The sequence below is a fragment of the Flavobacterium difficile genome (assembly GCF_011392115.1).
Taxonomy (GTDB): Bacteria; Bacteroidota; Bacteroidia; order Flavobacteriales; family Flavobacteriaceae; genus Flavobacterium; species Flavobacterium difficile.
In genome coordinates, this window is sequence record NZ_JAAJBT010000001.1 from 188,317 (window position 1) to 211,777 (window position 23,461).

The following is a 23,461-nucleotide window of genomic DNA, read 5'->3' on the forward strand; positions in this document are numbered from 1 at the left end:
ATTTCAATAAAAAAAGCCGTTCAATTTAAAGAACGGCTTTTTTTATGAGTGTTTTTTAGAGGAAAAATTCTATTCTATATATTTTCAGCAATTTGTTTGGCTAAAATTGAAAATTCTTCTGGTGTTAATGTTGTTTTTCGTTGGAAACGCATATCGTCCATGTCTTGAAGTGGAATTAAATGCACATGTGTATGTGGAACTTCTAAGCCTACAACTGCCACTCCAATTCGTTTACAAGGAACAGTTTTTTCTAACGCAATGGCTACTTTTCTGGAAAACGCCATTAATCCTAAGTACAAATCTTCTTCCATGTCGAAAATTTTATTGACTTCTTGCTTGGGTACACATAAAGTGTGTCCTTTTGCATTCGGATTTACGTCTAAGAAAGCAATAAAATCCTCGTTTTCTGTAATTTTATAACAAGGAATTTCTCCGTTGATTATTTTTGTAAAAATAGAACTCATAAAATTAATTTTCAATTTGACAATTAGCCAATTTTCAATGCTATCTTTTTGAAAAATGAATACTTATTGTTGTTGATATGTTTTCAAATTGGCCTATTGATTATTGCCTAATTGAACATAGTCTTAGTCACGTGTAATTTCTAAAATTTCAAATTTTAACACCCCATTTGGAACACTAATTTCTGCAATTTCACCAACTTTCTTACCTAACAATCCTTTTCCAATTGGAGACGTTACGGATATTTTTCCTGTTTTTAAATCGGCTTCACTTTCTGCAACTAACTTATATTGTAGTTCCATTCCGTTCGATTGATTTTTAATTTTCACATTAGATAATACCAAAGCTTTTGATACATCTAAAGTAGATTCGTCAATAATTCTTGCATTAGAAACCAATTCTTCCATTTTAGAAATACGCATTTCTAATAAACCTTGGGCTTCTTTTGCTGCATCGTATTCCGCATTTTCAGATAAATCGCCTTTATCTCTTGCTTCTGCAATGGCTTGAGATGCTTTAGGGCGTTCTATAGATTTAAGTTGATCTAACTCGGCTTTCAATTGTTTTAATCCTTCTGCTGTGTAATAAGATACTGTGCTCATAACTTCATTAATTTATAAAATAGAAAAAATCCCACAACTATGGGATTCCCTTTTTGCAAAGATATAATTTATTTAACTATTTTTGTTTACTATATTAGTTTGTCAAATATAAATAAATTAAATTTGATAAATCAAAAAAATAAAAAAAATGAAAAGATTTTTTTACCTTCTCGTTGTAATTGTGCTAAGTTTTTCTTGCGAAAAAGATACACAAAGAAATAATGAGAATCCTTTTTTACCTAATTATTCGTTTGAAGTTAATATAAACATGAGTTTTCCTCAATACGCCACTTTAGCATTTCCTTCTACAGGAGTTTATGTAAATACTGCAGGTGCTGGAATAAGAGGAATTATAGTTTTTAATGCAGGCAGTGGTAATTATGTTGCTTATGATGCGGCTTGTCCTAATCAAGCTTTGGCAGATTGTTCTACCATGACAATTAACGGAATTAATGCTAAGTGTCCGTGTGATAATGCGGAATATAGTTTGTTTACAGGTTTAGCAGCAGGTAAACAATATCCGTTAAAAGCTTATCGTGTTCAGGTAATTGACGATACAACTCTAAGAATTTTTAACTGATGTTTGAATTTTTAACCTCTTTTTTCGGATCCAACAAACCTAATCAAACTTTAGGTTCTATTCATTCTTTTGTGGTGAAAGACTTACAAGGAAACGACTTTGATTTTTCTACTTTGAAAGGAAAAAAAGTACTTGTAGTAAATACAGCTTCTAAATGCGGTTTAACACCTCAATATGAAAAATTGCAGAAAATTTACGATAAGTACAAAAATCAAAATTTTGAAATAATTGGATTTCCAGCCAATAATTTTTTATGGCAAGAACCAGGAAATTCGAATGATATTCAACAATTTTGTAGCATTAATTATGGGGTTACTTTTCCCATGATGGAGAAAATTTCTGTAAAAGGAAGTACTATGCATCCAATTTATGAATTCTTAACTAAGAAATCGAAAAATGGTGTAAAAAATTCATCCGTAAAATGGAATTTTCAAAAGTATTTATTGAATGAAAATGGCGAATTAGAAAAAATAATTCCACCAAATACACAACCAGACGATAGAAGTATTACCGCATGGATAGAAGGAAAATGAAAAAAAGGTTAGAAATTCTTCTAACCTTTTTTATACTTGTGTGAATTTAAAAACGCAAATTTATTCCAGCTAAGAAATTAATCCCAGCTTGCGGATAAAACCCAACACCTTCAATAGTTGTAATTGCTGGTGGATTACTAAAGTCATCATCATACGTATAAAAATAACCGTTAGATTCGTAAACTCTGTCGAAAATATTGTTTATTAATCCAGAAAATACAATAGATTTAATGCCTTTATTGATTTTCCATTCATAATTGATATTTAAATCTGATGTTGTGTAATCTGGTAAAACTGATTTTTCAGCATCAATATTTCCCATGTATTGTTCCCCAACAAATTTGGTTAAAAAGGAAATTTGTAAAGCTTTAATTGGAGCAAATGTAATGTTGTTTCCAATAATTAAATTAGGCGAATACGCAATATTGGTATTGCCTAAGTTGGTTAAAACACCATCTCTTTGAAAGTAAAAATCTTCATTTTTATTGGTACTTACAGTTACATTTGGTTGAACCATTATTTTTTCAGTAACTTTAATTGACGATTCAATTTCAAGTCCTAAACGGTAACTTTTTCCACTATTTTCAAAAACTGGGCTTCCTACATCATTCAAAGCACCTGTTGCTACCAATTGATCTTTATATCTCATGTAAAAAGCATTAATATTTACAAATGCTTTGTTGTTTCTAAATTTATAACCTAATTCGAAATCTTGTAAACGCTCTGGTTTAATGCTTCCATTTTCATAATCATCACGTCTTGGTTCTTTATTCGCAATTCCGAAATACCCATAAATAGAACTTGCGGTGTTTAAAGTATACGTAATTCCAGCTTTCGGATTAAAGAAACGGAATGTATCATTTACATCATTAAATTTAATACTGTTGGCTTGGTAAAAAACCATACGGTATTGTAAATCAGCAAAAACATTAAGTTTTCCTACTTGTTGTGAGGCTTTCGTGTAAAAATTCACATCGTTTTTATTTCCGAAATTATCGTAGTATCTGTTCGTGTTTGGTACATAAAATTGCGTCCAAACTACTTCTCCATAATGTTTTCCCTGATATTTATTTGCTGCTCCACCAATAATTACATCTGTGTTTGGAGTTTTGTAATTTAAAGAGAAAGTTGTTCCAAAGAAGTCATTGTCTAACCAACGTTTTCTTACTAAATCAGTTGTGGTGTTACTGCCAAAATCGGGTAATAAATAATCTGCAAAAGCTTCATCTTCTCTGTATTGTTCGAAATATCCTTTTCCTAAAGTATAATGTAACGCTACATTAGATTGCCATTTAGAAGTTAATTTTTGGTTCCAATGCAATTGAAAATGATTTTGCCAATAGTTATCGGTTTCATTTCCATAAAACTGGATGTTTCCAAATTCATCTGTGTATTGTCCAACAGAATTATAGGTTCTGTCGTTTCTTAGCTTTTCTTCATCTTCTAAACCATTCCATGATTGATACGTTTTTTCTTTTCCTCCAAAAGCAATAGCTTTAATTATGGTGTTTTTTGTAATGTAATTGGCATCAAAATAATAGCCAAATAAATTAGATGAAGCTCTGTCAATATATCCATCCGATTCGATTTTTGAGACACGAGCGTTCATTTCAAAATTATTGTGTAAACCTGTACCAAAAGCTAAAGTGTGTTTTCTGGTTGAAAAACTTCCAATTGAATTGGAAATATCAGCATAACCATTTTGTTGAGACGCTTTGGTTTGTAAATTTAAACTCGCACCAAATGCACCGGCTCCACTTGTAGAAGTTCCCACACCACGTTGCAGTTGAATGCTTTCTAACGAAGAAGCAAAATCGGGTAAATTTACAAAAAAAGTTCCTTGACTTTCGCTGTCGTTAAAAGGGATACCATTTAAAGTAACGTTAATACGCGAACCATCAGAACCACGTACACGCATGTAGGTATAGCCAATTCCTGCACCAGCATCTGTGGTAGTAACTACAGAAGGTAAATAATTTAATAAAATCGGAATGTCTTGACCTAAATTTCTAGGTGCAATTTGTGCTTTTGAAACGTTAGTAAAAGGAATCGGGTTTTTTTCTTTCGCTCTTACGCCAGAAATTAATACTTCTTCGATTTGTTTAACAGAATCTTTTGGTTGTTCTTGTGCACTTAATACAATGGGTAAAAAGCATAAAGCGCCTAGTGTTACACTCTTTTTTAATAGTTGCATAATTCGTAAAATAATACGAATAAAAGGGGTAATTACTCTTGGTTAAAAAATAATTAGTTAAAAAATGTTTTTGAGAATTTAGATTCTGTACTTGTAATAAACAAGAAAGAATGACAAGAATTTCTCTTTTTCCTTAGCAGCATTACCTGCTCAGGTTCTATGGGTATAATCTCAGCCTGAAAAACAAGCACCCCTTTGAGACGGGGCAAAGATAGGAATTCCATTTCAAAAATCAAGAATAATTTTAAAAATCAATTTTATATGATGAAAACTATGGCTTTTAGAAATCTAATTTTCTTCTTCCAGCTTTAATTTCTCCTGCCTTTTTCTTTTCTTGAATGCGTTTTTCATTAGCGCCTTTTGTCGTTTTAGTGGCAATTCTTTTCTTTGGTTTCTCTAAAGCCTTATCTAACATTTCGAAAAATCGTTTGATAATTATTCGTTTGTTTTTTAGTTGACTTCGGTCTTCATCACAAGTTAAAATCAATAAGTTTTCTTGTGAAATTTTCGATTTTAATTTGGTTTGAAGTGTGCGTTTTTCTTCCTCATCTAAACCTAAAGAAGTAGCCACATCAAATATTAATACTATTTTAGAAGAAACTTTATTTACATTTTGACCACCAGCGCCACTGCTGCGAACCGCTTTAAAATTAAGTTCAGATGCAAGTATCTCCGTTTTCATTATAAAGCAGAATTAGTGTCTAAATTGTTCGGTTGATGCGCAGGTTTTAGCAAATCAATCACTTTTTTTACCGGATTGAAAGTTTCTATGGGAACTTCTACAAAAATAGTGGTCCATTTGGCCATGGCGCCATTCCATAATCCCGGTAATTCAAAGGCTTTAATTGGTTTTCCGTTTTTTGTTTTTTCAGTAATAAAAGCGGCTTTGTCATCCACAAATTTGGTTAAATCAAATTTATTTCCTTTGTAATCTTTTAAACTGCAAACAATATCAACAGGATTAAAATGTGTAGAATTTTTAAATATCTTACGTTGGTTTTCATTGGTTAAATCTACTTGAGAAGATTCTACGATTTGTAAATTATGACGTCCTTTTTCATCTTTAACCCAAAAGGGTCCACCACCTGGTTCGCCTTCATTTCTCACCATTCCACAAACACGAATTGGTCGGTTTAATATTTTTATTAAGTATTCTTTTTGATATTCAAACTGAAACATTTTGATTTCTTCTGGTAATGGAAAAGACATTTTTGTTTCTACAAATGCAATGATTTCTTTAATATTGTTTTCGTCAATTTCGTTATTTAAAAGTTTTTGTAAAGAAATTTCAACTTGTCGTTTGGTGTACAATAAAATCCCACCAATTAACTTTTTATAGTTTAATATTAGCTCACGATTATTTTGCGAGACATTATCGATATTCTTAATAAAAACCACATCAGATTGTAATTGATTTAAATTTTCAATTAATGCACCATGTCCGCCTGGTCTAAAAAACAATTCGTTTTCTTCTACACGAAAAGGGGTATTGTCTGCGTTAACTGCAATGGTGTCGGAGGTTTCGTTTTGATACGAAAACGTAACTTCAATATCCTTATATTTATTGGTAATGTTTAAAAAATCTTTTTCAAATTCCTTTGATATGGTAAAATGAATTTTTGATTTTTCATTTGATTTTTTGTAAAATTCTGTTTCAAAAGCATGTTCGTCTATCGGAGTTAAAATCTCATCATTTTCAATGTGAAAAGGTAAAATGCCTTTTGGTTTGTTAGCAAAATTTAAACCTTCTTCTGTTAATAAAGTTTTTACAATAGCGTAAACTTTTTGATCCGAATTATAGTTGGAATACTCTTTAAAAAGAGCTTTGGTTTTTTCCTTTAATTCATTGTAAAATGGGAAATTTCTTAAGCCTACAATAAAAAGTGATAAATCTTTATCCTTATTGATGTTCACATACGAATTGATGGTATCTTTTTCTGGATTGAATGTGTTTAAAAATTCATTTAACGATTTGAACATTCTAGTTGCAGCGCCACTTGCTGGAACAAACTTTTCAATAACATATTTGTCTTTGTGTTTGTCAAAATACGTGCAAAATTCTTCAATTTCTGAATCTGTAAATCGAAAAATTCCATCATTAATTGAAGCGATTTTATGTAAGTTGATGTTAGGAATTCCATTTTTGAAGTAATGCAATTGTTGCATGATTTTTTCTAGAGAATTTCCTCTTTTAACAATTTGTTGTAAATCTATTTCGCTAAATATTTTTTCCATTCTAAGTAAGCTGAGATGGCTAAAATAGTAAAAATTATGTATTGAAGAGCAATAATGTAAAGTTGTCTGTCGAAAAAAATATAAATGCAAATCGCATCACCAATGATCCAAAGTGTCCAATTTTCTATTTTTTTACGTGCCATATACCACATAGCTGAAAAAAATAAAGAAGTAGTAAAAATATCTAAATAGTTGTTTATTTGTAATTTATAGTCGAAAAACTTGTAAATTAAAACACAAACAATTGCTGTTATCACAAACAATACAACGCCAATACTTTTTTCTTTAGGGTTGGTTCTGGAGATTAAAAGTGTTTCGCCGTTTGTAATTTTTTTCCATTGCAACCATCCATAAACACTCATAATGGAATAATAAATGTTGATGCTCATGTCTGCAAAATAGTTGGCATGATACATAATGTAAATGGATAATACTGTGGCGACGATTCCGGTTGGATAGACTAAAATGTTTTCTTTTTTTGCAAAATAAACACTCAAAATGCCAAAAATGAATACTATGATTTCAATGGCAATTTGCCAATTCGGGATGTTTTTGTATTGATTGATGATGGTTTCAAACATATTATGAAGTAAAAAAAGTAGGATCATTTTCAAAAGCCGTTCCAATCACAATTATATCCGCTCCAGCTTTAAAGATTTCTTGAATTTTTGATAAACTTCTAATGCCGCCACCGACAATTAATGGAACTGAAATGTTTTTAGACACATATTCTACCATTTCAAGTGAAACGTGATGATTGGCGCCACTTCCGGCTTCTAAATAAATAAGTTTTTTACCTAAATATTCTCCTGCTTTAGCCGTTTTGAAAGCCAAATTAATATTGGTGTTTTCAATTGGTAAGGTCTGACTCACACGCTGAACGGCAGTTTCATTTCCGCCATCGATTAAAATATAACCTGTTGAAATTATTTCTAATGAAGAGTTTGTTAAAATATCTACTGAATTGATGTGATGTTCAATTAAATAATCTGGATTTCTTCCTGAAAGTAAACTTAAAAATAAAATGCCGTCTGCTTCATTTGAAATTTGTGAGGGATGACCAGGAAAAATTAAAATAGGTAAGTGGCAATATTTTTTGATTTCGATAATTAGAGAATCGATGCAAATTTGTTCCACGATGCTGCCTCCGATAAAAATATGAGTGGCAGGTGATTCATTTATTTTTTGAGATAAATTTTCAATTTCTTCCGCTTTCGTTTTATCAGGATCAATCAAAATAGCCAAGAGTTTTTGGTTGTTTTGTTTGGCGATTAAAATATTTTGGTAGATGTTTTTCATAACGATACGAAAGTACAATTTTTACGGATTAACCGCAAAAAAACGCAAAGTTTGTCGCAAGGCTCGCAAAGGTTTTTATTTTATTGCAATACACAAACGAAAACATAATCGTCTACAAAATCAAACTGAAAATTAAATTCTTCTTTTACCTCGTTAAAATGCAATTGTACTGTTCCTTTTTTGTCTTCTAATTGAAAAGGTGATTCGGAAATATGATTGGGAAAACTAATACCTTTTTCATTCTTTAATTTGAATACACTTTCTTTTACACCCCAAATCACAGTTGCTTTTACAATTTTATCAGATTCAGAAAGGTATTCTAAATGTGAAACATCCATGAATCTAGGTGCGATTTTTAGGGTTTTTTCTTTTCTTTTTTCTAAATCAATTCCAATGCTTTGGTTGCTGATGCAAATACAAGAAAATTCATGAGAATGAGAAATTGAAATATGTTGCGGCAGTATACTTTTATCTTTTGCCTTTTTACTTTTATCTTTAAGATGCGGTTTTCCAAATGCATCATACAACAAATCAGAATCAGTAAAACCAACATGTTGTAATAGCATTCTCACGGCTAAGAATCCTTTTTTGTGTTCAATAGAACTCATGGTTTCCAATCGGGAAATCGACTTATCGTTAAGTTGAACATTTTCAAAAAGCCACTCGATAGCTTCGGAAATTTTCCAAAAATAAGCAGTCGTATCTTCATTAATGTTAATTTCTTTGAAAAATGGCATACCTCAAAAGCGATTTAAAAATTTTATACAATTGTATTTCAGTGGATTAGCATTATAAACAAAACATAAATATCTAAAATATATTTCTTAATTAGAAACTTATGTTGTACTTTTGCACTCTCAAATAATAAAATAAATTAATAAATATAATGAGTACAAAAACAGTTCCTTACGTACCATACAAAGTTAAAGATATTTCTTTAGCAGCATGGGGAAGAAAAGAAATTTTATTAGCAGAAGCTGAAATGCCAGGTTTAATGGCGCTTAGAGAAGAGTTTGGTGCAAGTCAACCTTTAAAAGGTGCTCGTATTGCTGGATGTTTACACATGACCATTCAAACTGCGGTTTTGATTGAAACATTAGTAGCTTTAGGTGCTGATGTTACTTGGTCTTCTTGTAATATTTTCTCTACTCAAGATCACGCTGCTGCTGCTATTGCTGCTGCTGGAATTCCAGTTTATGCTTGGAAAGGTATGAATGAAGAGGAATTTGATTGGTGTATTGAGCAAACGTTATTCTTCGGTGAAGAGCGTGCGCCTTTAAATATGATTTTAGATGATGGAGGAGATTTAACTAATTTAGTTTTCGATAAATACACAGAATTGGTTAAAGATATCAAAGGTTTATCTGAAGAAACTACAACTGGTGTACACCGTTTATATGAAAGAATGAAAAATGGTACGTTATACATGCCAGCTATCAACGTAAATGATTCGGTTACTAAATCTAAATTTGATAACAAATATGGTTGTAAAGAATCTGCAGTAGATGCAGTTCGTAGAGCAACTGACGTTATGTTGGCAGGTAAAAGAGTAGTAGTTTGTGGATACGGAGATGTAGGTAAAGGTACAGCGGCATCTTTCCGCGGAGCTGGTTCTATTGTTACAGTTACAGAAATCGATCCAATCTGTGCTTTACAAGCAGCTATGGATGGTTTTGAAGTTAAGAAATTAGATACAGTTATCGCTAATGCTGATATTATTATCACTACAACGGGTAATAAAGATATCGTTTTAGGTCGTCACTTCGAAGCTATGAAAGATAAAGCTATCGTTTGTAATATCGGACACTTCGATAACGAAATCGATATGGCTTGGTTAAATACAAACTTCGGTCATACTAAAAATGAAGTTAAACCTCAAGTTGATATTTACACTGTAAACGGTAAAGAAGTTATTATTTTAGCTGAAGGACGTTTAGTGAACTTAGGTTGTGCAACAGGTCACCCAAGTTTTGTAATGAGTAACTCGTTTACTAACCAAACTTTAGCACAATTAGAGTTATGGCAAAATAGCGCGAACTACAAAAATGAAGTATATATGTTACCAAAACATTTAGATGAAAAAGTAGCTGCGTTACACCTTTCTAAATTAGGTGTTGAATTAGAAACATTACGCGACGATCAAGCTGAATATATCGGAGTTAAAGTAGCTGGACCATTCAAACCAGAATACTACAGATACTAAAAATTAGCGAGCAGTTTACAGTTTTTAGTAAGCAGCTTTTAAATATTAAGAGTCCCCATTCGAAAGAATGGGGATTTTTTATTTAATTATTCTCAATAAAATCATGTAAAAATACTAAATAATGTAAAAATTAACAATTTATTAAACGCATCAATAATATATTTTGTAAATTAGTATAAAAAATTAAACTACTATGAAGATAAAGATGCTTTTTGTGTTCTTGTTGTTCATGATCAAGAACTTCGGTCAGGTTGGGATTGGAACTACAACACCAACCACTCAATTAGATGTTAATGGAGATTTAAGAATTAGAACTTCAGTTTTAACAAATAGGCTTTCTGCAGCTAAAGATTCAATTTTAGTGGTAGATGATGTTGGGAATGTAAGTAGAGTTTCCTCAAAAACGGTTTTAGAAAGTAATTTAAAATCTTGTGTAAAAGGCTACTTTGCTAGTTCAAGTGATGTAACGTTAACTTTGCTCGCTGGAGCAAGTAAAATAGGATTTGATTCTGAAGATTTTGATTTAAATGATGAATTCAATACTTCAACTTCTGAGTTTACAGCAAAACAAAACGGTATTTATCAAGTTTCAGTGCAAATTAAAGCAACGTCTGCAATTGCTATTGCAACTAATTTTGGAGTAGCAATTCTAAAAAACGGAATAGTAATTAATCGAACTTCTTTTGCTAATGTAGGTGTTTTGGGTGTAAATGTTTCTCCGCCAATCCGAACAGTTACAACGCTCGTTAGTTTGAACACAGGCGATACCATAAGTTTTAATGTATTAAGTACTTTGCTTAGTTTAAATGTTTTAGGTACTCGAGAAGATTGTAATTTTACGATTCTACAAATTCGATAATGGTTTTAATTGCAAAATATACAAAATCCAGATTTATATAATTCTGGATTTTTTTGTTAAATTTTACTTCTACGTTTGTAGAATTAAAATATTATTCTACATTTGTAGAGTTAATTCTAAATTCGTAGAACAGATGACATTATCCAATACAGAAGAACAATTGATGGAACATCTTTGGAGGCTGGAAAAAGCCTTCATGAAAGATATATTAGAAGTTTATCCAGAACCTAAGCTTGCAACAACAACAGTTGCGACACTTTTAAAACGAATGATTGATAAAAAATTTGTGGCTTATAATGAATTTGGAAATTCTCGCGAATATTACCCATTAGTGAAAAAGTCAGATTATTTTTCCAAACACGTAAATGGATTGATTAAGAATTTCTTCAACGATTCGGCTTCACAATTTGCTTCTTTTTTTACAAGAGAAACTAATTTGACGGAAAAAGAATTGGAAGAATTGAGAAAAATTATCGATGTTGAACTTCAAAAAAAGAAAAAATGATCGACTTTTTATTAAAATCAACCATCAGTTTAATTGTTTTTTTAGGTTTTTATCATTTGGTTTTAGAACGAGAAAAAATGCATCATTTCAATCGTTTGTATCTTTTGATTTCAATTTTAATTTCATTGGCAATTCCATTTATAACTTTTGAATACATCAAAATTATTCCTGTTGTAGAAAATATCCAACCTGAAAATAATAACTTTATTTCGAAATCTTCAGAGGAATTAATTTTTAATGAAAACAAAATTCAAACCGAAGACACTATAAACTACATTCCATATCTAATTTGGATGGCTTATGTATCTGTAACTTTGTTGTTGTTGGTTCGATTAGGGAAAAATTATCTCCAATTACTTACTAAAATCAAATCAAATTCCAACATAAAATATAAAAATGCAAATTTGGTTTTGATGGAAGAAAAGATATTGCCACATACTTTTCTGAATACAATATTTGTTAATTCTGAAGATTATAAAAATAGTACTATTGAAGAAGAATTATTTGCACACGAGCTAGTTCATGTGACTCAAAAGCACACATTAGATATTTTATTTCTTGAGTTGTTGAAGGCTATTTTCTGGTTTAATCCCCTTTTTATTTTCTACAAAAAAGCCATTCAACTCAATCATGAATTTTTGGCGGATGAGGAAATTGTAAAAACATATGATAATGTTCCGTTTTACCAAAATTTACTTTTACAAAAAGGTAACGACAACCAAACAGTTTACTTAGCCAGTAACCTGAATTATTTAGTAACCAAAAAACGATTACTTATGATGACAAAAAAAACATCTCAAAAATTAGCCGTTTTGAAAAAAATTGCAGTAGTTCCAATTCTTGCTGGATTAATTTATTTTTTCTGTGTTCAAGTTGTTGCTCAAGAGAAAAAAGTTTATTCAAAATCAAATGTCAAAATAAGTGAAACTGATAAGGATCGGTTGAGAGATGCTTATTATTTAAATGTGAGAATATTATTAAAAGATTTAAGAAAAAATAAAAATATTTCCATAAATAAAATGTATGAAGAATTGAGTCTTCAACAAAAAAGAGAGTATTTAAATTGGATACCCAATAAAATTGTTGAAAAAGAATTGCCTCTTTCGTTATTTGAACAAATGAAAACTAAGAATTTAGCAGTTTGGATTAATGGGAAAGTAAGTTCTAAACAAGAAATCAATCAATATAAACGAACTGATTTTAAGTATTATACCTTTAGTTTTGTTCATAAAAATGCAAGGTCTAAACGTTTTCCTCAGGAATATCAATATTCTTTATATACAAAAAAATATTTTGATACTTATTTGAAAAATAGTCATTTACATTATAGTAACGATACTTGCAAAATGGTTTTTTCAGATAATAGTAATAAGGTATTAAAAAAGAAAAATAGTTATAAAAAAAACACTGCAAAAGCTAAAAAAGAATATAGTATTCATCTAAATCTCAATAAAGAGGAATTTGTTGAAGATAAAAAAACCAAACAAAAAAGAGATTTTGCTTATGAAGACATCATGATTACTATTATTGATAAAGATAATAATGTCAATGTAACAAAAAAGTATAAAGATTTAGACCTGAAAATAAAGCAAAGATATCTTAAAACACATATGTTTTATCTTGTTGGAAAGCGAATTCCAAATCAAGAGTTGTTTGAAAAATTTAAAAACGAAAAAAAGTATTTAATTTTTATAAATGACAGAAGAGTTGAAAATGCAGTATTAAGTAAAATGAAAAGAACAAATATTTATTATTATGCTGAAATGGTTAATCCGCCAACTTCAACTCGAGATAATTTGTATTTTCTATATACGAAAGAATTTTATGAAAGTCAACTTACAGGGCAATTAAAAAACAGAACAAAAAAAATCGAATTGAAATATCAATAATTTTAAAAACCATCATCCCAAGATGATGGTTTTTTTATTCTAAAATATTCGACATAATTCTGTATAATTTTGAGAGAATTTGTATTTGAAATAATAGTTTCTATACGTTATTTTAAACGTTTTAATACAACTATTCAATAATAAAATCAAAATCTTGTAACAAAATACCATTTTTGGCAACAAATTTGTAATCATCATCAATCATCAACTAACCATAAGTGTTTTCTCGATACATCGGGGCAAGTTTGTGGTTTTAAACGAATCGTTATGCTAAAATCATTTTTTATTCTTTGTTCTGGAGCGGACAAAGATATTGTTGCTTCATGCTCCAACGGAGAACAGAATAAATATGCCGGAATTGGCGCTACTGTTTTCTTTACTGCAGTTATGGCTTTTGTAGCCTGTTCTTATGCTTTATATACGGTTTTTGACAATGTATATATGGCTACTTTTTTCGGATTAATTTGGGGTTTGTTAATTTTTAACTTAGACCGATTTATTGTATCGACTATCAAAAAAAGAGATAGTTTTATAGATGAATTTATTCAAGCGTCTCCGCGAATTGTGTTGGCTATGATTATTGCTATTGTAATATCAAAACCTCTGGAAATTAAAATTTTCAAAAAAGAAATTGATACGGTTTTGTTAAAAGAGAAAAATGAAATGGCGATTGCAAATAAAAAGCAAGTGGCAAATTTCTTTAAAACAGATGTAGATAAAAATCAAGCTTCAATTGACAGTTTAAAAAGTCAGCTTAATGCAAAAGAGAAAGAAGTGGCTGCTTTGTATCAATCCTATATAACAGAAGCAGAAGGAACGGCTGGAACTAAAAAAATGGGTAAAGGTCCAATTTATAAAGAAAAGCGTGAAGCTTACGACTTAGTGGCTAAACAATTAGATTCTTTAAAAGTGTCAAACGGAAAGTTAATTGCAGAAAAAGAAGCAAAAGGTAAAACCTTACAAGCAGATTTAGATAAGAAAGTAACCGATTCGCAACCAATTATTGATAGTTTTGACGGTTTAATGGCAAGAATAAATGCTTTAGATAAATTGCCTTTTTTGCCTTCTTTGTTTATCATGTTGTTGTTTTTAGCCATTGAAACTTCTCCAATTATAGCAAAATTATTAGCTAGTAAAAGCGAATACGATTTCAAATTAGAAGATGCTGAAATTAGTTATAAAACATTAATCGAGCAAAATAGTTACCAGCGCGATTTACAAAAGAAAACGGATGCTTCTATTTATGATGAGGTGTATTCAGACATCAAAACCGATAAGGAATTATATAACTTGAAGAAAAAAAACGCAACTGAAATCATGAAAATTCAATCGGAAAATTATTTGGCTAAGTTTAAATCTTAAGTTGTTTATAGTTCGAAGTAATTTTTAAACACAGATTGGAGAAATTTGAATAATTATTCTAATTTCTCCAATCTGTGTTTTGTTTTTTTTAAGTTTAAGAAATAAATGAAGACAAAAAACCCGTCAAGTTTAAAACAAGACGGGTTTTGTATTTGTAATCTTAAGATTATGCTTCGAATGGAAGAATAGAAACCCAAGATTTGTTCTCACCTTTTTTCTGGAATTTTACAATTCCATCAACTTTAGCATGTAAAGTATGATCTTTTCCCATGTAAACATTTTCACCTGGGTTGTGTTTTGAACCTCTTTGTCTAACAATGATATTTCCTGCAATTGCAGCTTGACCACCATAAATCTTCACGCCTAAACGTTTTGATTCTGATTCTCTACCATTTTTCGAACTACCGACACCTTTTTTATGAGCCATGACGTTTTGGTTTTATAAGTTAATACTAAAATTAAACAGCTTTACCACCGTTTAATTCATCCTGTAATTTTTTTAATTCATCCATTTTACCATCAGCAGCTAATTGAGCTTGTTGTGCCCAAGTAGTTGGATCTAAATGTTGTACTTTAGCTTCAGCAGCATCTAAAATTGCATTTACATCAGCAGCAGCCGTAGCAGCTAATTTAGCAAATGTGTCAATTCCAGCAGCAACTAATACTTCAGCAGCTTTAGGTCCGATACCTTCGATAATTTTTAAATCATCACCTTTAGCAGCTTTGGCTTTAGTAGCTTTTGGTGCAGCAGGAGCATCAACTAACTTTTCTGCTTTAGGAGCAGCTTCTTTTTTAGGAGTAGCAGCTTTTTTTACAGATCCAGAAGCATCGATGCTTTCAATGATAATTTGTGTAAAAGATTGACGGTGACCGTTTTTCTTTTTGTAACCTTTTCTTCTTTTCTTTTTGAAAACGATTACTTTGTCACCTTTAAGGTGTTTTAATACTTTGGCTTCTACTGAAGCTCCTTCTATAGCTGGGGCGCCTAATGTTAATGCTCCATCGTTGTCAATTAATAAGACTTTATCAAAAGAAACTTTTGCGTCTACATCACTTGCTAAACGGTGAACAAATAACCTTTGGTCTTTGCTTACTTTGAACTGTTGCCCTGCTATCTCTACGATTGCGTACATAACAATATGTTTAGATTATTATTTTTTCAGTTTGCAAATATACAACTATTTATGAATCACGCAACATATGTTTTGTTTTTTCTTTGCTTTAAATAAGTTGGTAAAGTTTTTTAGTTTTTTTGTAACAATTTGTACCTTTAGCAGACAAATGAATATCATTTATTATTATAAAAATTAATTATGAAAAAAACATTAATGGCTTTAGGGACAATAGCAATGTTAGGAAGCACGGCAAATGCACAAAAAGTGGCGTTTGAAGAATTTGATTTAGACAATGGCTTACACGTTGTTTTGCATCAAGATAATTCTGCACCAGTAATCATTACTTCTGTAATGTATCATGTTGGAGCAAAAGATGAGCAGCCAAATCGTACAGGTTTTGCACACTTTTTTGAACATTTATTGTTTGAAGGAACAAAAAATATTGAAAGAGGTGAATGGTTTAAAATAGTTACAGCTAATGGTGGACAAAACAATGCGAATACTTCAGATGATAGAACGTATTATTATGAAGTTTTCCCATCAAATAATTTAGAATTAGCCATTTGGATGGAATCTGAAAGATTAATGCATCCTGTTATCAATCAAATTGGAGTAGATACTCAAAATGAAGTGGTAAAAGAAGAAAAACGTTTAAGAATTGATAACCAACCTTACGGAAATATCTTCAAAGCTATCAAACAAAATTTATTTAAAAATCACCCTTACCGTTGGACAACAATTGGTGAAATGGAGCATTTAGATGCTGCTACTTTAGAAGAGTTTCAAGCTTTTAACAAAAAATTCTATGTACCAAATAACGCGGTTCTTGTAGTTGCGGGTCAGTTTGATACTGCTCAAGCTAAAACTTGGATTAAAAAGTATTTTTCTGCCATACCTAAAGGCGCTCCTGTACAAAGACAAAAATACGAAGAAGCACCTATTACTTCAACAATTAATGCTACTTGGGAAGATCCGAATGTACAATTACCAATGACATTGGCTGCATACAGAACACCATCAATGAAAACTAAAGATGCTCGTGTTTTAGATATGATTTCTACTTATTTATCTGATGGTAAAAGTTCTAAACTTTACAAAAAAATGGTAGATGATAAAAAAGTAGCACTTCAGGTTGGTGCTTTCAGTAACTCTCAAGAAGATTACGGACAATATATTATTTATAGTTTGCCTTTAGGTGAGGTTTCATCGGAAAGTTTATTAAAAGAAATTGATGAAGAAATTGTAAACATGCAAAACAATTTAATCTCTGAAAATGATTTCCAAAAATTACAAAATAAATTTGAAAACAACTATGTGAATTCAAATTCTACTGTAGAAGGAATTGCAGAGAATTTAGCTTCTTTTTACTTATTGTATGGAGATATCAATTTAGTAAATACAGAAATTGAAATCTACCGTTCTATTACTAGAGAAGATATTAGAGAAGTGGCTAAAAAATATTTAAACCCAAACCAACGTTTGATTTTAAATTATGGTCCTGCAAAAGAAAAAACAGCTAAATAATTTTATTTAAGAAAAATGAAAAAGTATTTATACATAGCAGCCAGTTTATTACTTACAGTAACTATGGAAGCACAAGATAGACCAATGCCGAAACAAGGTCCGGCACCAAGTATTAATATTAAAAAACCGGTTACTTTCGTTTTAGAAAATGGTTTAAAAGTATTGGTAGTTGAAAACAATAAATTGCCAAGAGTTTCTTACAACTTAACTTTAGATAACGCACCTTTCGCAGAAGGAAGTAAAAAAGGTGTTACTGATTTAGTAAGTGCCATGATTGGAAATGCTACAGAAACCATTTCTAAAGAAAAATTTAATGAAGAAATTGACTTTTTAGGAGCCAATATTAATTTTTACGAATCAGGTGCTGCTGCAAGTGGTTTGTCAAGATATTCTGGAAGAATCTTAGAATTATTAGCAGACGGAGCATTAAATCCATTATTTACACAAGCTGATTTTGATGCGGAAAGAGCTAAATTAATTGAAGGTTTAAAATCTGATGAAAAAAGTGCTTCTGCCATTGCTAATAGAGTTCAGAATGTTTTAACGTTTGGAAAAGAACATTATAATGGTGAATTTACTTCTGAAGAAACATTAAAAAATGTGACTTTACAAGACGTAATTAATCACTACAATACGTATTTCGTACCTGCAAATGCTTATTTGGTGATTATTGGTGATGTGAAAACAAAAGACGTTAAGAAAAAAGTAGAGAAATTATTTGGAGCAGATGTTTGGAAAAAAGCTACGGCACCAAATTTAACTTACAACGATCCAAAAGATTTACAGTATTCTCAAATTAATTTTGTGGATGTGCCAAATGCAGTTCAAACTGAAATTGCATTAATCAACTTGTCTACATTAAAAATGAATGACAAAGATTATTTTGCTGCTATTTTAGCTAACCAAATTCTTGGTGGTGGTGGAGAAGGTCGTTTGTTCTTAAACTTAAGAGAAAAACACGGTTGGACATACGGATCGTACTCGAATATTGGTGCAAGTAAATACATTTCTAAATTTTCTTCAACAGCATCTGTTAGAAATGCAGTTACAGATAGTGCAGTTGTAGAAATTTTTAACGAATTAAAAAAAATCAGAACAGAATTAGTTTCTGAAGAAGATTTAAAAAATGCAAAAGCAAAATACATTGGAAACTTTGTAATGCAAATTGAAAAACCAGCTACAATTGCTCGTTATGCATTAAACATCAAAACATTAGGTTTACCAGATGATTTTTATGAAAATTACGTAAAAAACATCAATGCTGTTACGCCAGAAGATATCAGAAATGCAGCTAATAAATACTTTTTAGCTAATAATACAAGAGTTGTAATTGTGGGGAAAGCTACAGAAGTTTTACCTGGATTAGAAGCGATGAGTGCTAAAGAAAAAATGCCTATCTTTTATTTTGACAAGTACGGAAACAAAGTAGATAAACCAGTTGTGAAAAAAGAAATTCCAGCAGGCGTTACAGCTCAATCTGTAGTTAAAAAACACATCGATGCTATTGGTGGAGAGAAAGCTTTAAAAACGGTTAAAACTGTTTTACTTACTGCTAAAGGAACTATTCAAGGACAGTCTTTAGATATGGTTTCTAAAATTTCTAATAAAGGAATGTCTACTACTGAGATTTCAATGATGGGTATGTCTGTTATGAAACAAGTTATAGGAGATAAAGTTGGTTATCAAGCAGCTCAAGGTCAAAAGAAAAATATTGAAGGTGAAGAATTAGTTAAAGAGAAAAAAGAAGCGGTTCCTTTCGTTGAATTAGGTTTATTAGCTGATAAATCAATTGTTTTAACTGGAATTGAAGCAGTTAACGGTCAAGATGCATACGTAATCCAAGCAGGAACAACAAGATATTTCTTTGATGTTAAAACAGGATTGAAAGTGGCTTCTGAAAACGAATCTGGTGAAGGTGCTCAAAAGCGTAAAGCAATGACAACTTATGCGGATTATATTGATGTTAAAGGTGTGAAATTTCCTTACAAAACAACAATGGATGTAGGTATGCCATTAGAATTTATTACACAAGATGTAAAAATCAATGAAGGTGTTACAGATAAAGATTTCGAATAAATTTTTATTTTATTAAGTGAAAAAGGATTGCGAAAGCAATCCTTTTTTTTTGGAATTTATTTTCTATTCGTAATATAAACGCCAAATAATATAACTACTGTTCCTAAGACTTGTAATAAGGTTACACCTTCATTAAAAATCATACTCCAAATTGTTGCTACAATTGGTATTAAATAAGTAACGTTCGAAGCGAAAATAGGTGACGACATCTGTATTAATTTATAAAAATAAATATTGGCTAATCCAGTTCCGATAATTCCTAATATAGCCACATAAAATAATGGATGTATGTTAGTTGTAAGGGCTAAACCCTCTGATATTTGAGCTGTGGTTTGGAAATCCAATCCATTATAAAGTAATATTCCTAATGCTGGAAAAAGTAAAAAAGCAAAATTTCCAACAGTTATGGCTAAAGGTGATACGTCAGATAAGTATTTTTTGACCATGTTAATATTTGCAGCATAACACCAAGTGGCCACGATTACTAAAAGTGCAAACCAATAATTTTTGGATGGATTTCCTGAAGCACCAGCATATACTAAAATCAAACAACCTACAATGCCAATTAATAATCCAATAATTTGTTTTCGATTAAAGGTTAATCCAAATAGCAAACTTCCGATAATTAGTGTGTTAAGAGGTGTAAACGAATTTAGGGTTGAGCTTATTGAACTGCTAATTTCGGTTTGTGCTAAAGCAAACAAAAAGATAGGGAAGAAGTTTCCTAATAAGCCTGCTAAAATAACATATTTAATTTTAGTTGAATTTATTTTTAGTAGTTCTTTTCCAGCGATTAAAAGCAAAAATACAGAGGTAAATATGATTCTGAAAGCACCTAATTGGTAGGCATTCATACCGCCATCTAATCCTTTTTTCATTAGTATAAATGAACTTCCCCAAACTACTGCTAATACTAGCAATATAAACCATTTTGAATTGTTGCTTTTCATTGTTTGTTTTACTTATTAATACGAAATTAAATTTTTCACTTTCCTTTGTAGAAGGTTGGAGTGCGACCAAAAAAATAAGGCTGCCAAATTGGACAGCCTTAAAGGTATAGCTATTTTTAAGATATATTAACCTAAAGCAGCTCTTTTGAATCCAGTTACAGTTAAATCTGCGTTTACAGATTTGATGTAAGCAGCAACACTCATTGAACTATCTTTGATGTAATCTTGGTTTACTAAAGTATTGTCTTTAAAGAAACGTCCTAATTTACCTTTTGCAATATTATCTAACATAGCTTCTGGTTTTCCTTCAGCACGTAATTGATCTTTTGCAATTTCGATTTCTTTTTCAATAACTGATGCGTCAACTCCAGATTCGTCTAATGCGATTGGCGCCATCGCGGCAGCTTGCATTGCAACGTTTCTTGCAGCATCAGCAGCACCTTCTACGTTAGCAGATAAAGCTACTAAAGTAGCGATACCGTTTCCAGCGTGAATGTAAGAATTTACGAATGCTCCTTCTAATTTTTCGAAAGAACCGATTTCAATTTTTTCTCCGATAACACCTGTTTGCTCAATTAATTTTTCAGCAACAGTAATTCCTCCAAAGTCTGAAGCTAAGAAAGATTCTTTATCAGTAAAGTTTAAAGCTAAGTTAGCGAAATCATTTGCTAATTTAACGAAACCTTCATTTTTACCTACGAAGTCAGTTTCACAATTTAATGAAATAACAACACCCGCAGTATTATCACTATTAACAACAGCGATAACAGCACCTTCAGTTGATTCTCTATCCGAACGGTTAGCTGCAACTTTTTGACCTTTTTTTCTTAAAATTTCAATTGCTAATTCAAAATTACCTTCAGCTTCAACTAAAGCTTTTTTGCAATCCATCATACCAGCACCAGTTGTAGTTCTTAATTTGTTAACTTCAGCAGCAGTTATATTTGACATTTTATTTTATTTTAAATTATTAATGTAAAAAAAGAAATTCCAATCGTAAAAATCCAAATTCCAGTTTTATATAATTTATAACAAAACGTTATGAAATTAATTTGGAATTTGGAATTTTACTTTCGGAATTTATAGTATTTATGCTTCAGAAGAAGTTTCTTCAGCTTCAGCTACAGGAGCTTCAGTTGCAGATTCTGTAGTTTCTTCTTTGTCTGATTTTCTTTCAGTTAAACCTTCTGTGATAGAAGTAGTTACTAAAGATAAAATTTTATCGATTGATTTAGAAGCATCGTCGTTAGCTGGAATAACGTACTCAACCAAACGAGGGTCAGAGTTTGTATCAACCATTGCGAATACTGGAATGTTTAACTTTTTTGCTTCTTTAACCGCGATATGTTCAGCTTTAATATCTACTACGAATAATGCAGCAGGAATTCTAGACATGTCAGCAATTGAACCTAAGTTTTTGTCTAATTTTGCTCTTAAACGATCAACTTGTAAACGTTCTTTTTTAGAAAGCGTCATGAAAGTACCGTCTTTTTTCATTCTATCAATAGAAGCCATTTTTTTAATAGCTTTTCTAATAGTGATGAAGTTTGTTAACATACCACCTGGCCATCTTTCAGTGATGTAAGGCATGTTACAAGCAGCAGCTTTTTCAGCAACGATATCTTTTGCTTGTTTTTTGGTAGCTACGAAAAGTATTTTTCTACCAGATGCAGCAATTTTTTTCAAAGCTTCATTTGCTTCTTCAATTTTTGCAGCAGTTTTATATAGGTTAATGATATGAATACCATTACGTTCCATATAAATGTAAGGAGCCATATTTGGGTCCCATTTACGAGTCATGTGTCCGAAATGTACACCAGCCTCTAGTAACTCTTTAACGTCAATTTTGTTTGCCATTTTGTAATAGTTTACGTTCCGTGTTCTAGCAATCTTTAAGTAGTCACTTGCGTTAGTCTTAAAGATTTAGATGCTAAACTAATTTCTTCTTCAATAAAAAGAAATATCGACAACTTGTTTTTAAATTCTAATTTAATTGTAAAAATGTATCTGAAAAAAGATACTGAAATACTTCCAGTATTAACGTTTCGAGAATTGGAATCTCTTACGTGCTTTCTTCTGACCGAATTTTTTACGTTCTACCATTCTTGGATCTCTTGTTAGTAATCCTTCTGGTTTTAAAACCAATCTGTTTTCTGCTTCTACTTCGCACATTGCTCTAGCAATAGCCATTCTTACAGCTTCTGCTTGACCAGTTGCTCCACCACCATAAACATTAATTTTAACGTCGAAATTGTTTTCGTTGTTAGTTAATGTTAAAGCTTGTTTTACTTTGTACTGCAATGTAGCAGTTGGAAAGTAAACAGCAAACTCTCTTTTGTTAACTGTAATGTTACCAGTTCCTTCTGTAACATAAACACGTGCAACTGCACATTTTCTTCTTCCGATTTTGTGAATTACTCCCATTACTTAAGATCGTTTAGGTTAACAGTTTTAGGTGATTGTGCTGCATGTTTATGAGCATCTCCTACGTTAACATTTAAATTACGGAATAATTGAGCTCCTAATTTGTTTTTAGGCAACATTCCTTTAACTGCTTTTTCTACTAATAATGCAGGATTTTTTTGTTGCATTACTTTTGCAGTTAGACTTCTTTGTCCTCCTGGATAACCTGTGTGACGGATGTACGTTTTCTCATCCAATTTGTTTCCAGTAAGATTGATTTTTTCTGCGTTAATAACAATTACGTTATCTCCACAGTCAACATGCGGCGTATAACTTGGCTTGTATTTACCTCTTAATAGCATAGCTACTTTAGAAGCAAAACGACCTAAGTTATGACCTTCAGCATCTACCACAATCCACTGCTTGTCTGCAGTAGCCTTGTTTGCCGAAATTGTCTTGTAGCTTAATGTGTTCACAATACTAATTTTTAATTAAACATTCCATTCCTAATCCCGAACTTCGGGTTTAGGGGTGCAAAAGTACAATTAATTATTAAAATTACAAACTCTATCCTAAATTTCTTTTGTATTGATTTTGAACTCTTTGAAATGCTCTCAAAATTTATATTCATTTTTATACACATATTTTAGTCAATTTTTATATTTTTGAA

Annotated in this window: 24 protein-coding genes; 9 read left to right on the top strand and 15 right to left on the bottom strand. The window is 31.0% G+C overall.

Annotated elements, in window-relative coordinates:
• Positions 1 to 74 precede the first annotated feature (74 nt).
• On the bottom strand, positions 75 to 464 hold the full coding sequence (locus G4D72_RS00805) for an HIT family protein (protein WP_166075680.1): 390 nt from the start codon (positions 462 to 464) through the stop codon (positions 75 to 77).
• A 123-nt stretch (positions 465 to 587) separates the two neighbouring features.
• Complete coding sequence (gene greA, locus G4D72_RS00810) at positions 588 to 1,064, bottom strand: transcription elongation factor GreA (protein ID WP_166075681.1); 477 nt, start codon at positions 1,062 to 1,064, stop codon at positions 588 to 590.
• A gap of 148 nt (positions 1,065 to 1,212) precedes the next feature.
• Between greA and G4D72_RS00815 the strand changes: the two genes are divergently transcribed.
• Together G4D72_RS00815 and G4D72_RS00820 are read left to right on the top strand one after the other, a co-directional pair.
• Positions 1,213 to 1,644, top strand: a complete 432-nt coding sequence (locus tag G4D72_RS00815) for a Rieske (2Fe-2S) protein (RefSeq protein WP_166075682.1) — start codon at positions 1,213 to 1,215, stop codon at positions 1,642 to 1,644.
• Positions 1,644 to 2,177, top strand: a complete 534-nt coding sequence (locus G4D72_RS00820; protein ID WP_166075683.1) for a glutathione peroxidase — start codon at positions 1,644 to 1,646, stop codon at positions 2,175 to 2,177. The genes G4D72_RS00815 and G4D72_RS00820 overlap by 1 nt, the downstream gene beginning before the upstream one ends.
• A gap of 46 nt (positions 2,178 to 2,223) precedes the next feature.
• Here G4D72_RS00820 and G4D72_RS00825 read toward each other — a convergent pair whose 3' ends face one another.
• The 6 genes from G4D72_RS00825 to G4D72_RS00850 all read right to left on the bottom strand — a co-directional run bounded on the left by G4D72_RS00825 (position 2,224) and on the right by G4D72_RS00850 (position 8,642).
• Positions 2,224 to 4,371, bottom strand: a complete 2,148-nt coding sequence (locus G4D72_RS00825; protein WP_166075684.1) for a TonB-dependent receptor — start codon at positions 4,369 to 4,371, stop codon at positions 2,224 to 2,226.
• Positions 4,372 to 4,651: 280 nt separating this feature from the next.
• Positions 4,652 to 5,053, bottom strand: a complete 402-nt coding sequence (gene arfB / locus G4D72_RS00830) for an alternative ribosome rescue aminoacyl-tRNA hydrolase ArfB (protein WP_166075685.1) — start codon at positions 5,051 to 5,053, stop codon at positions 4,652 to 4,654.
• Complete coding sequence (locus G4D72_RS00835) at positions 5,053 to 6,606, bottom strand: DUF4301 family protein (protein WP_166075686.1); 1,554 nt, start codon at positions 6,604 to 6,606, stop codon at positions 5,053 to 5,055. Before G4D72_RS00835 ends, arfB begins: the two co-directional genes overlap by 1 nt.
• On the bottom strand, positions 6,582 to 7,187 hold the full coding sequence (pnuC, locus tag G4D72_RS00840) for a nicotinamide riboside transporter PnuC (RefSeq protein ID WP_166076082.1): 606 nt from the start codon (positions 7,185 to 7,187) through the stop codon (positions 6,582 to 6,584). The genes G4D72_RS00835 and pnuC overlap by 25 nt, the downstream gene beginning before the upstream one ends.
• Before the next feature lies 1 nt (position 7,188).
• Entirely contained in the window at positions 7,189 to 7,905 is a 717-nt protein-coding gene (locus tag G4D72_RS00845; RefSeq protein WP_166075687.1) for a geranylgeranylglyceryl/heptaprenylglyceryl phosphate synthase, read from the bottom strand.
• A gap of 80 nt (positions 7,906 to 7,985) precedes the next feature.
• Entirely contained in the window at positions 7,986 to 8,642 is a 657-nt protein-coding gene (locus G4D72_RS00850) for a 4'-phosphopantetheinyl transferase family protein (RefSeq protein WP_166075688.1), read from the bottom strand.
• 149 nt (positions 8,643 to 8,791) lie between these two features.
• On the opposite strand from G4D72_RS00850, the gene ahcY reads away from it, so the two are divergent.
• From ahcY to G4D72_RS00875, 5 genes are all read left to right on the top strand, one after another.
• Positions 8,792 to 10,108 carry an adenosylhomocysteinase gene (gene ahcY / locus G4D72_RS00855; RefSeq protein ID WP_166075689.1) on the top strand — a complete coding sequence of 439 codons (1,317 nt, stop codon included), beginning with the start codon at positions 8,792 to 8,794 and terminating at the stop codon, positions 10,106 to 10,108.
• A 193-nt stretch (positions 10,109 to 10,301) separates the two neighbouring features.
• Positions 10,302 to 10,967: a BclA C-terminal domain-containing protein gene (locus G4D72_RS00860; protein WP_166075690.1), complete on the top strand. Its 666-nt coding sequence runs from the start codon at positions 10,302 to 10,304 to the stop codon at positions 10,965 to 10,967.
• Between the two features lie 133 nt (positions 10,968 to 11,100).
• Positions 11,101 to 11,472 carry a BlaI/MecI/CopY family transcriptional regulator gene (locus G4D72_RS00865; protein ID WP_166075691.1) on the top strand — a complete coding sequence of 124 codons (372 nt, stop codon included), beginning with the start codon at positions 11,101 to 11,103 and terminating at the stop codon, positions 11,470 to 11,472.
• The gene (locus G4D72_RS00870; RefSeq protein WP_235922418.1) at positions 11,469 to 13,361 is read left to right on the top strand and encodes a M56 family metallopeptidase; all 1,893 of its coding nucleotides are present in this window, start codon (positions 11,469 to 11,471) and stop codon (positions 13,359 to 13,361) included. The genes G4D72_RS00865 and G4D72_RS00870 overlap by 4 nt, the downstream gene beginning before the upstream one ends.
• A 267-nt stretch (positions 13,362 to 13,628) precedes the next feature.
• Complete coding sequence (locus G4D72_RS00875) at positions 13,629 to 14,723, top strand: DUF4407 domain-containing protein (RefSeq protein WP_166075692.1); 1,095 nt, start codon at positions 13,629 to 13,631, stop codon at positions 14,721 to 14,723.
• 166 nt (positions 14,724 to 14,889) lie between these two features.
• Here G4D72_RS00875 and rpmA read toward each other — a convergent pair whose 3' ends face one another.
• Entirely contained in the window at positions 14,890 to 15,150 is a 261-nt protein-coding gene (gene rpmA / locus G4D72_RS00880) for a 50S ribosomal protein L27 (protein WP_091310265.1), read from the bottom strand.
• Positions 15,151 to 15,181: 31 nt separating this feature from the next.
• Positions 15,182 to 15,856, bottom strand: coding sequence for a 50S ribosomal protein L21 (gene rplU, locus G4D72_RS00885; RefSeq protein ID WP_166075693.1), 675 nt, complete (start codon positions 15,854 to 15,856; stop codon positions 15,182 to 15,184).
• Positions 15,857 to 16,036: 180 nt separating this feature from the next.
• Between rplU and G4D72_RS00890 the strand changes: the two genes are divergently transcribed.
• Positions 16,037 to 17,362, top strand: a complete 1,326-nt coding sequence (locus tag G4D72_RS00890; RefSeq protein ID WP_166075694.1) for a M16 family metallopeptidase — start codon at positions 16,037 to 16,039, stop codon at positions 17,360 to 17,362.
• A 15-nt stretch (positions 17,363 to 17,377) separates the two neighbouring features.
• Complete coding sequence (locus G4D72_RS00895; RefSeq protein WP_166075695.1) at positions 17,378 to 19,438, top strand: insulinase family protein; 2,061 nt, start codon at positions 17,378 to 17,380, stop codon at positions 19,436 to 19,438.
• A 56-nt stretch (positions 19,439 to 19,494) separates the two neighbouring features.
• On the opposite strand, the gene G4D72_RS00900 is transcribed toward G4D72_RS00895, so the two are convergent.
• From G4D72_RS00900 to rplM, 5 genes are all read right to left on the bottom strand, one after another.
• The gene (locus G4D72_RS00900) at positions 19,495 to 20,388 is read right to left on the bottom strand and encodes a DMT family transporter (protein WP_166075696.1); all 894 of its coding nucleotides are present in this window, start codon (positions 20,386 to 20,388) and stop codon (positions 19,495 to 19,497) included.
• Positions 20,389 to 20,514: 126 nt separating this feature from the next.
• Positions 20,515 to 21,339 carry a translation elongation factor Ts gene (gene tsf / locus G4D72_RS00905; protein ID WP_166075697.1) on the bottom strand — a complete coding sequence of 275 codons (825 nt, stop codon included), beginning with the start codon at positions 21,337 to 21,339 and terminating at the stop codon, positions 20,515 to 20,517.
• 138 nt (positions 21,340 to 21,477) lie between these two features.
• On the bottom strand, positions 21,478 to 22,245 hold the full coding sequence (rpsB, locus tag G4D72_RS00910) for a 30S ribosomal protein S2 (protein WP_166075698.1): 768 nt from the start codon (positions 22,243 to 22,245) through the stop codon (positions 21,478 to 21,480).
• A gap of 180 nt (positions 22,246 to 22,425) precedes the next feature.
• Complete coding sequence (gene rpsI / locus G4D72_RS00915) at positions 22,426 to 22,812, bottom strand: 30S ribosomal protein S9 (RefSeq protein ID WP_166075699.1); 387 nt, start codon at positions 22,810 to 22,812, stop codon at positions 22,426 to 22,428.
• A complete protein-coding gene (gene rplM / locus G4D72_RS00920) occupies positions 22,812 to 23,267 on the bottom strand; it encodes a 50S ribosomal protein L13 (protein ID WP_166075701.1) in 456 nt (151 codons plus the stop codon). The genes rpsI and rplM overlap by 1 nt, the downstream gene beginning before the upstream one ends.
• Positions 23,268 to 23,461: the final 194 nt, after the last annotated feature.

What these genes read in the sequence shown, in the direction of transcription:
- G4D72_RS00850 (WP_166075688.1), bottom strand. Translation starts at nt 8,642, where the DNA reads ATGCCATTTTTCAAAGAAATTAACATTAATGAAGATACGACTGCTTAT.
- G4D72_RS00860 (WP_166075690.1), top strand. Translation starts at nt 10,302, where the DNA reads ATGAAGATAAAGATGCTTTTTGTGTTCTTGTTGTTCATGATCAAGAAC.
- G4D72_RS00845 (WP_166075687.1), bottom strand. Translation starts at nt 7,905, where the DNA reads ATGAAAAACATCTACCAAAATATTTTAATCGCCAAACAAAACAACCAA.
- G4D72_RS00875 (WP_166075692.1), top strand. Translation starts at nt 13,629, where the DNA reads ATGCTAAAATCATTTTTTATTCTTTGTTCTGGAGCGGACAAAGATATT.
- G4D72_RS00805 (WP_166075680.1), bottom strand. Translation starts at nt 464, where the DNA reads ATGAGTTCTATTTTTACAAAAATAATCAACGGAGAAATTCCTTGTTAT.
- pnuC (WP_166076082.1), bottom strand. Translation starts at nt 7,187, where the DNA reads ATGTTTGAAACCATCATCAATCAATACAAAAACATCCCGAATTGGCAA.
- rpsB (WP_166075698.1), bottom strand. Translation starts at nt 22,245, where the DNA reads ATGGCAAACAAAATTGACGTTAAAGAGTTACTAGAGGCTGGTGTACAT.
- G4D72_RS00865 (WP_166075691.1), top strand. Translation starts at nt 11,101, where the DNA reads ATGACATTATCCAATACAGAAGAACAATTGATGGAACATCTTTGGAGG.
- G4D72_RS00825 (WP_166075684.1), bottom strand. Translation starts at nt 4,371, where the DNA reads ATGCAACTATTAAAAAAGAGTGTAACACTAGGCGCTTTATGCTTTTTA.
- G4D72_RS00815 (WP_166075682.1), top strand. Translation starts at nt 1,213, where the DNA reads ATGAAAAGATTTTTTTACCTTCTCGTTGTAATTGTGCTAAGTTTTTCT.
- G4D72_RS00890 (WP_166075694.1), top strand. Translation starts at nt 16,037, where the DNA reads ATGAAAAAAACATTAATGGCTTTAGGGACAATAGCAATGTTAGGAAGC.
- rpmA (WP_091310265.1), bottom strand. Translation starts at nt 15,150, where the DNA reads ATGGCTCATAAAAAAGGTGTCGGTAGTTCGAAAAATGGTAGAGAATCA.
- G4D72_RS00895 (WP_166075695.1), top strand. Translation starts at nt 17,378, where the DNA reads ATGAAAAAGTATTTATACATAGCAGCCAGTTTATTACTTACAGTAACT.
- G4D72_RS00870 (WP_235922418.1), top strand. Translation starts at nt 11,469, where the DNA reads ATGATCGACTTTTTATTAAAATCAACCATCAGTTTAATTGTTTTTTTA.
- G4D72_RS00900 (WP_166075696.1), bottom strand. Translation starts at nt 20,388, where the DNA reads ATGAAAAGCAACAATTCAAAATGGTTTATATTGCTAGTATTAGCAGTA.
- rplU (WP_166075693.1), bottom strand. Translation starts at nt 15,856, where the DNA reads ATGTACGCAATCGTAGAGATAGCAGGGCAACAGTTCAAAGTAAGCAAA.
- arfB (WP_166075685.1), bottom strand. Translation starts at nt 5,053, where the DNA reads ATGAAAACGGAGATACTTGCATCTGAACTTAATTTTAAAGCGGTTCGC.
- tsf (WP_166075697.1), bottom strand. Translation starts at nt 21,339, where the DNA reads ATGTCAAATATAACTGCTGCTGAAGTTAACAAATTAAGAACTACAACT.
- G4D72_RS00835 (WP_166075686.1), bottom strand. Translation starts at nt 6,606, where the DNA reads ATGGAAAAAATATTTAGCGAAATAGATTTACAACAAATTGTTAAAAGA.
- rpsI (WP_166075699.1), bottom strand. Translation starts at nt 22,812, where the DNA reads ATGGGAGTAATTCACAAAATCGGAAGAAGAAAATGTGCAGTTGCACGT.
- G4D72_RS00820 (WP_166075683.1), top strand. Translation starts at nt 1,644, where the DNA reads ATGTTTGAATTTTTAACCTCTTTTTTCGGATCCAACAAACCTAATCAA.
- ahcY (WP_166075689.1), top strand. Translation starts at nt 8,792, where the DNA reads ATGAGTACAAAAACAGTTCCTTACGTACCATACAAAGTTAAAGATATT.
- greA (WP_166075681.1), bottom strand. Translation starts at nt 1,064, where the DNA reads ATGAGCACAGTATCTTATTACACAGCAGAAGGATTAAAACAATTGAAA.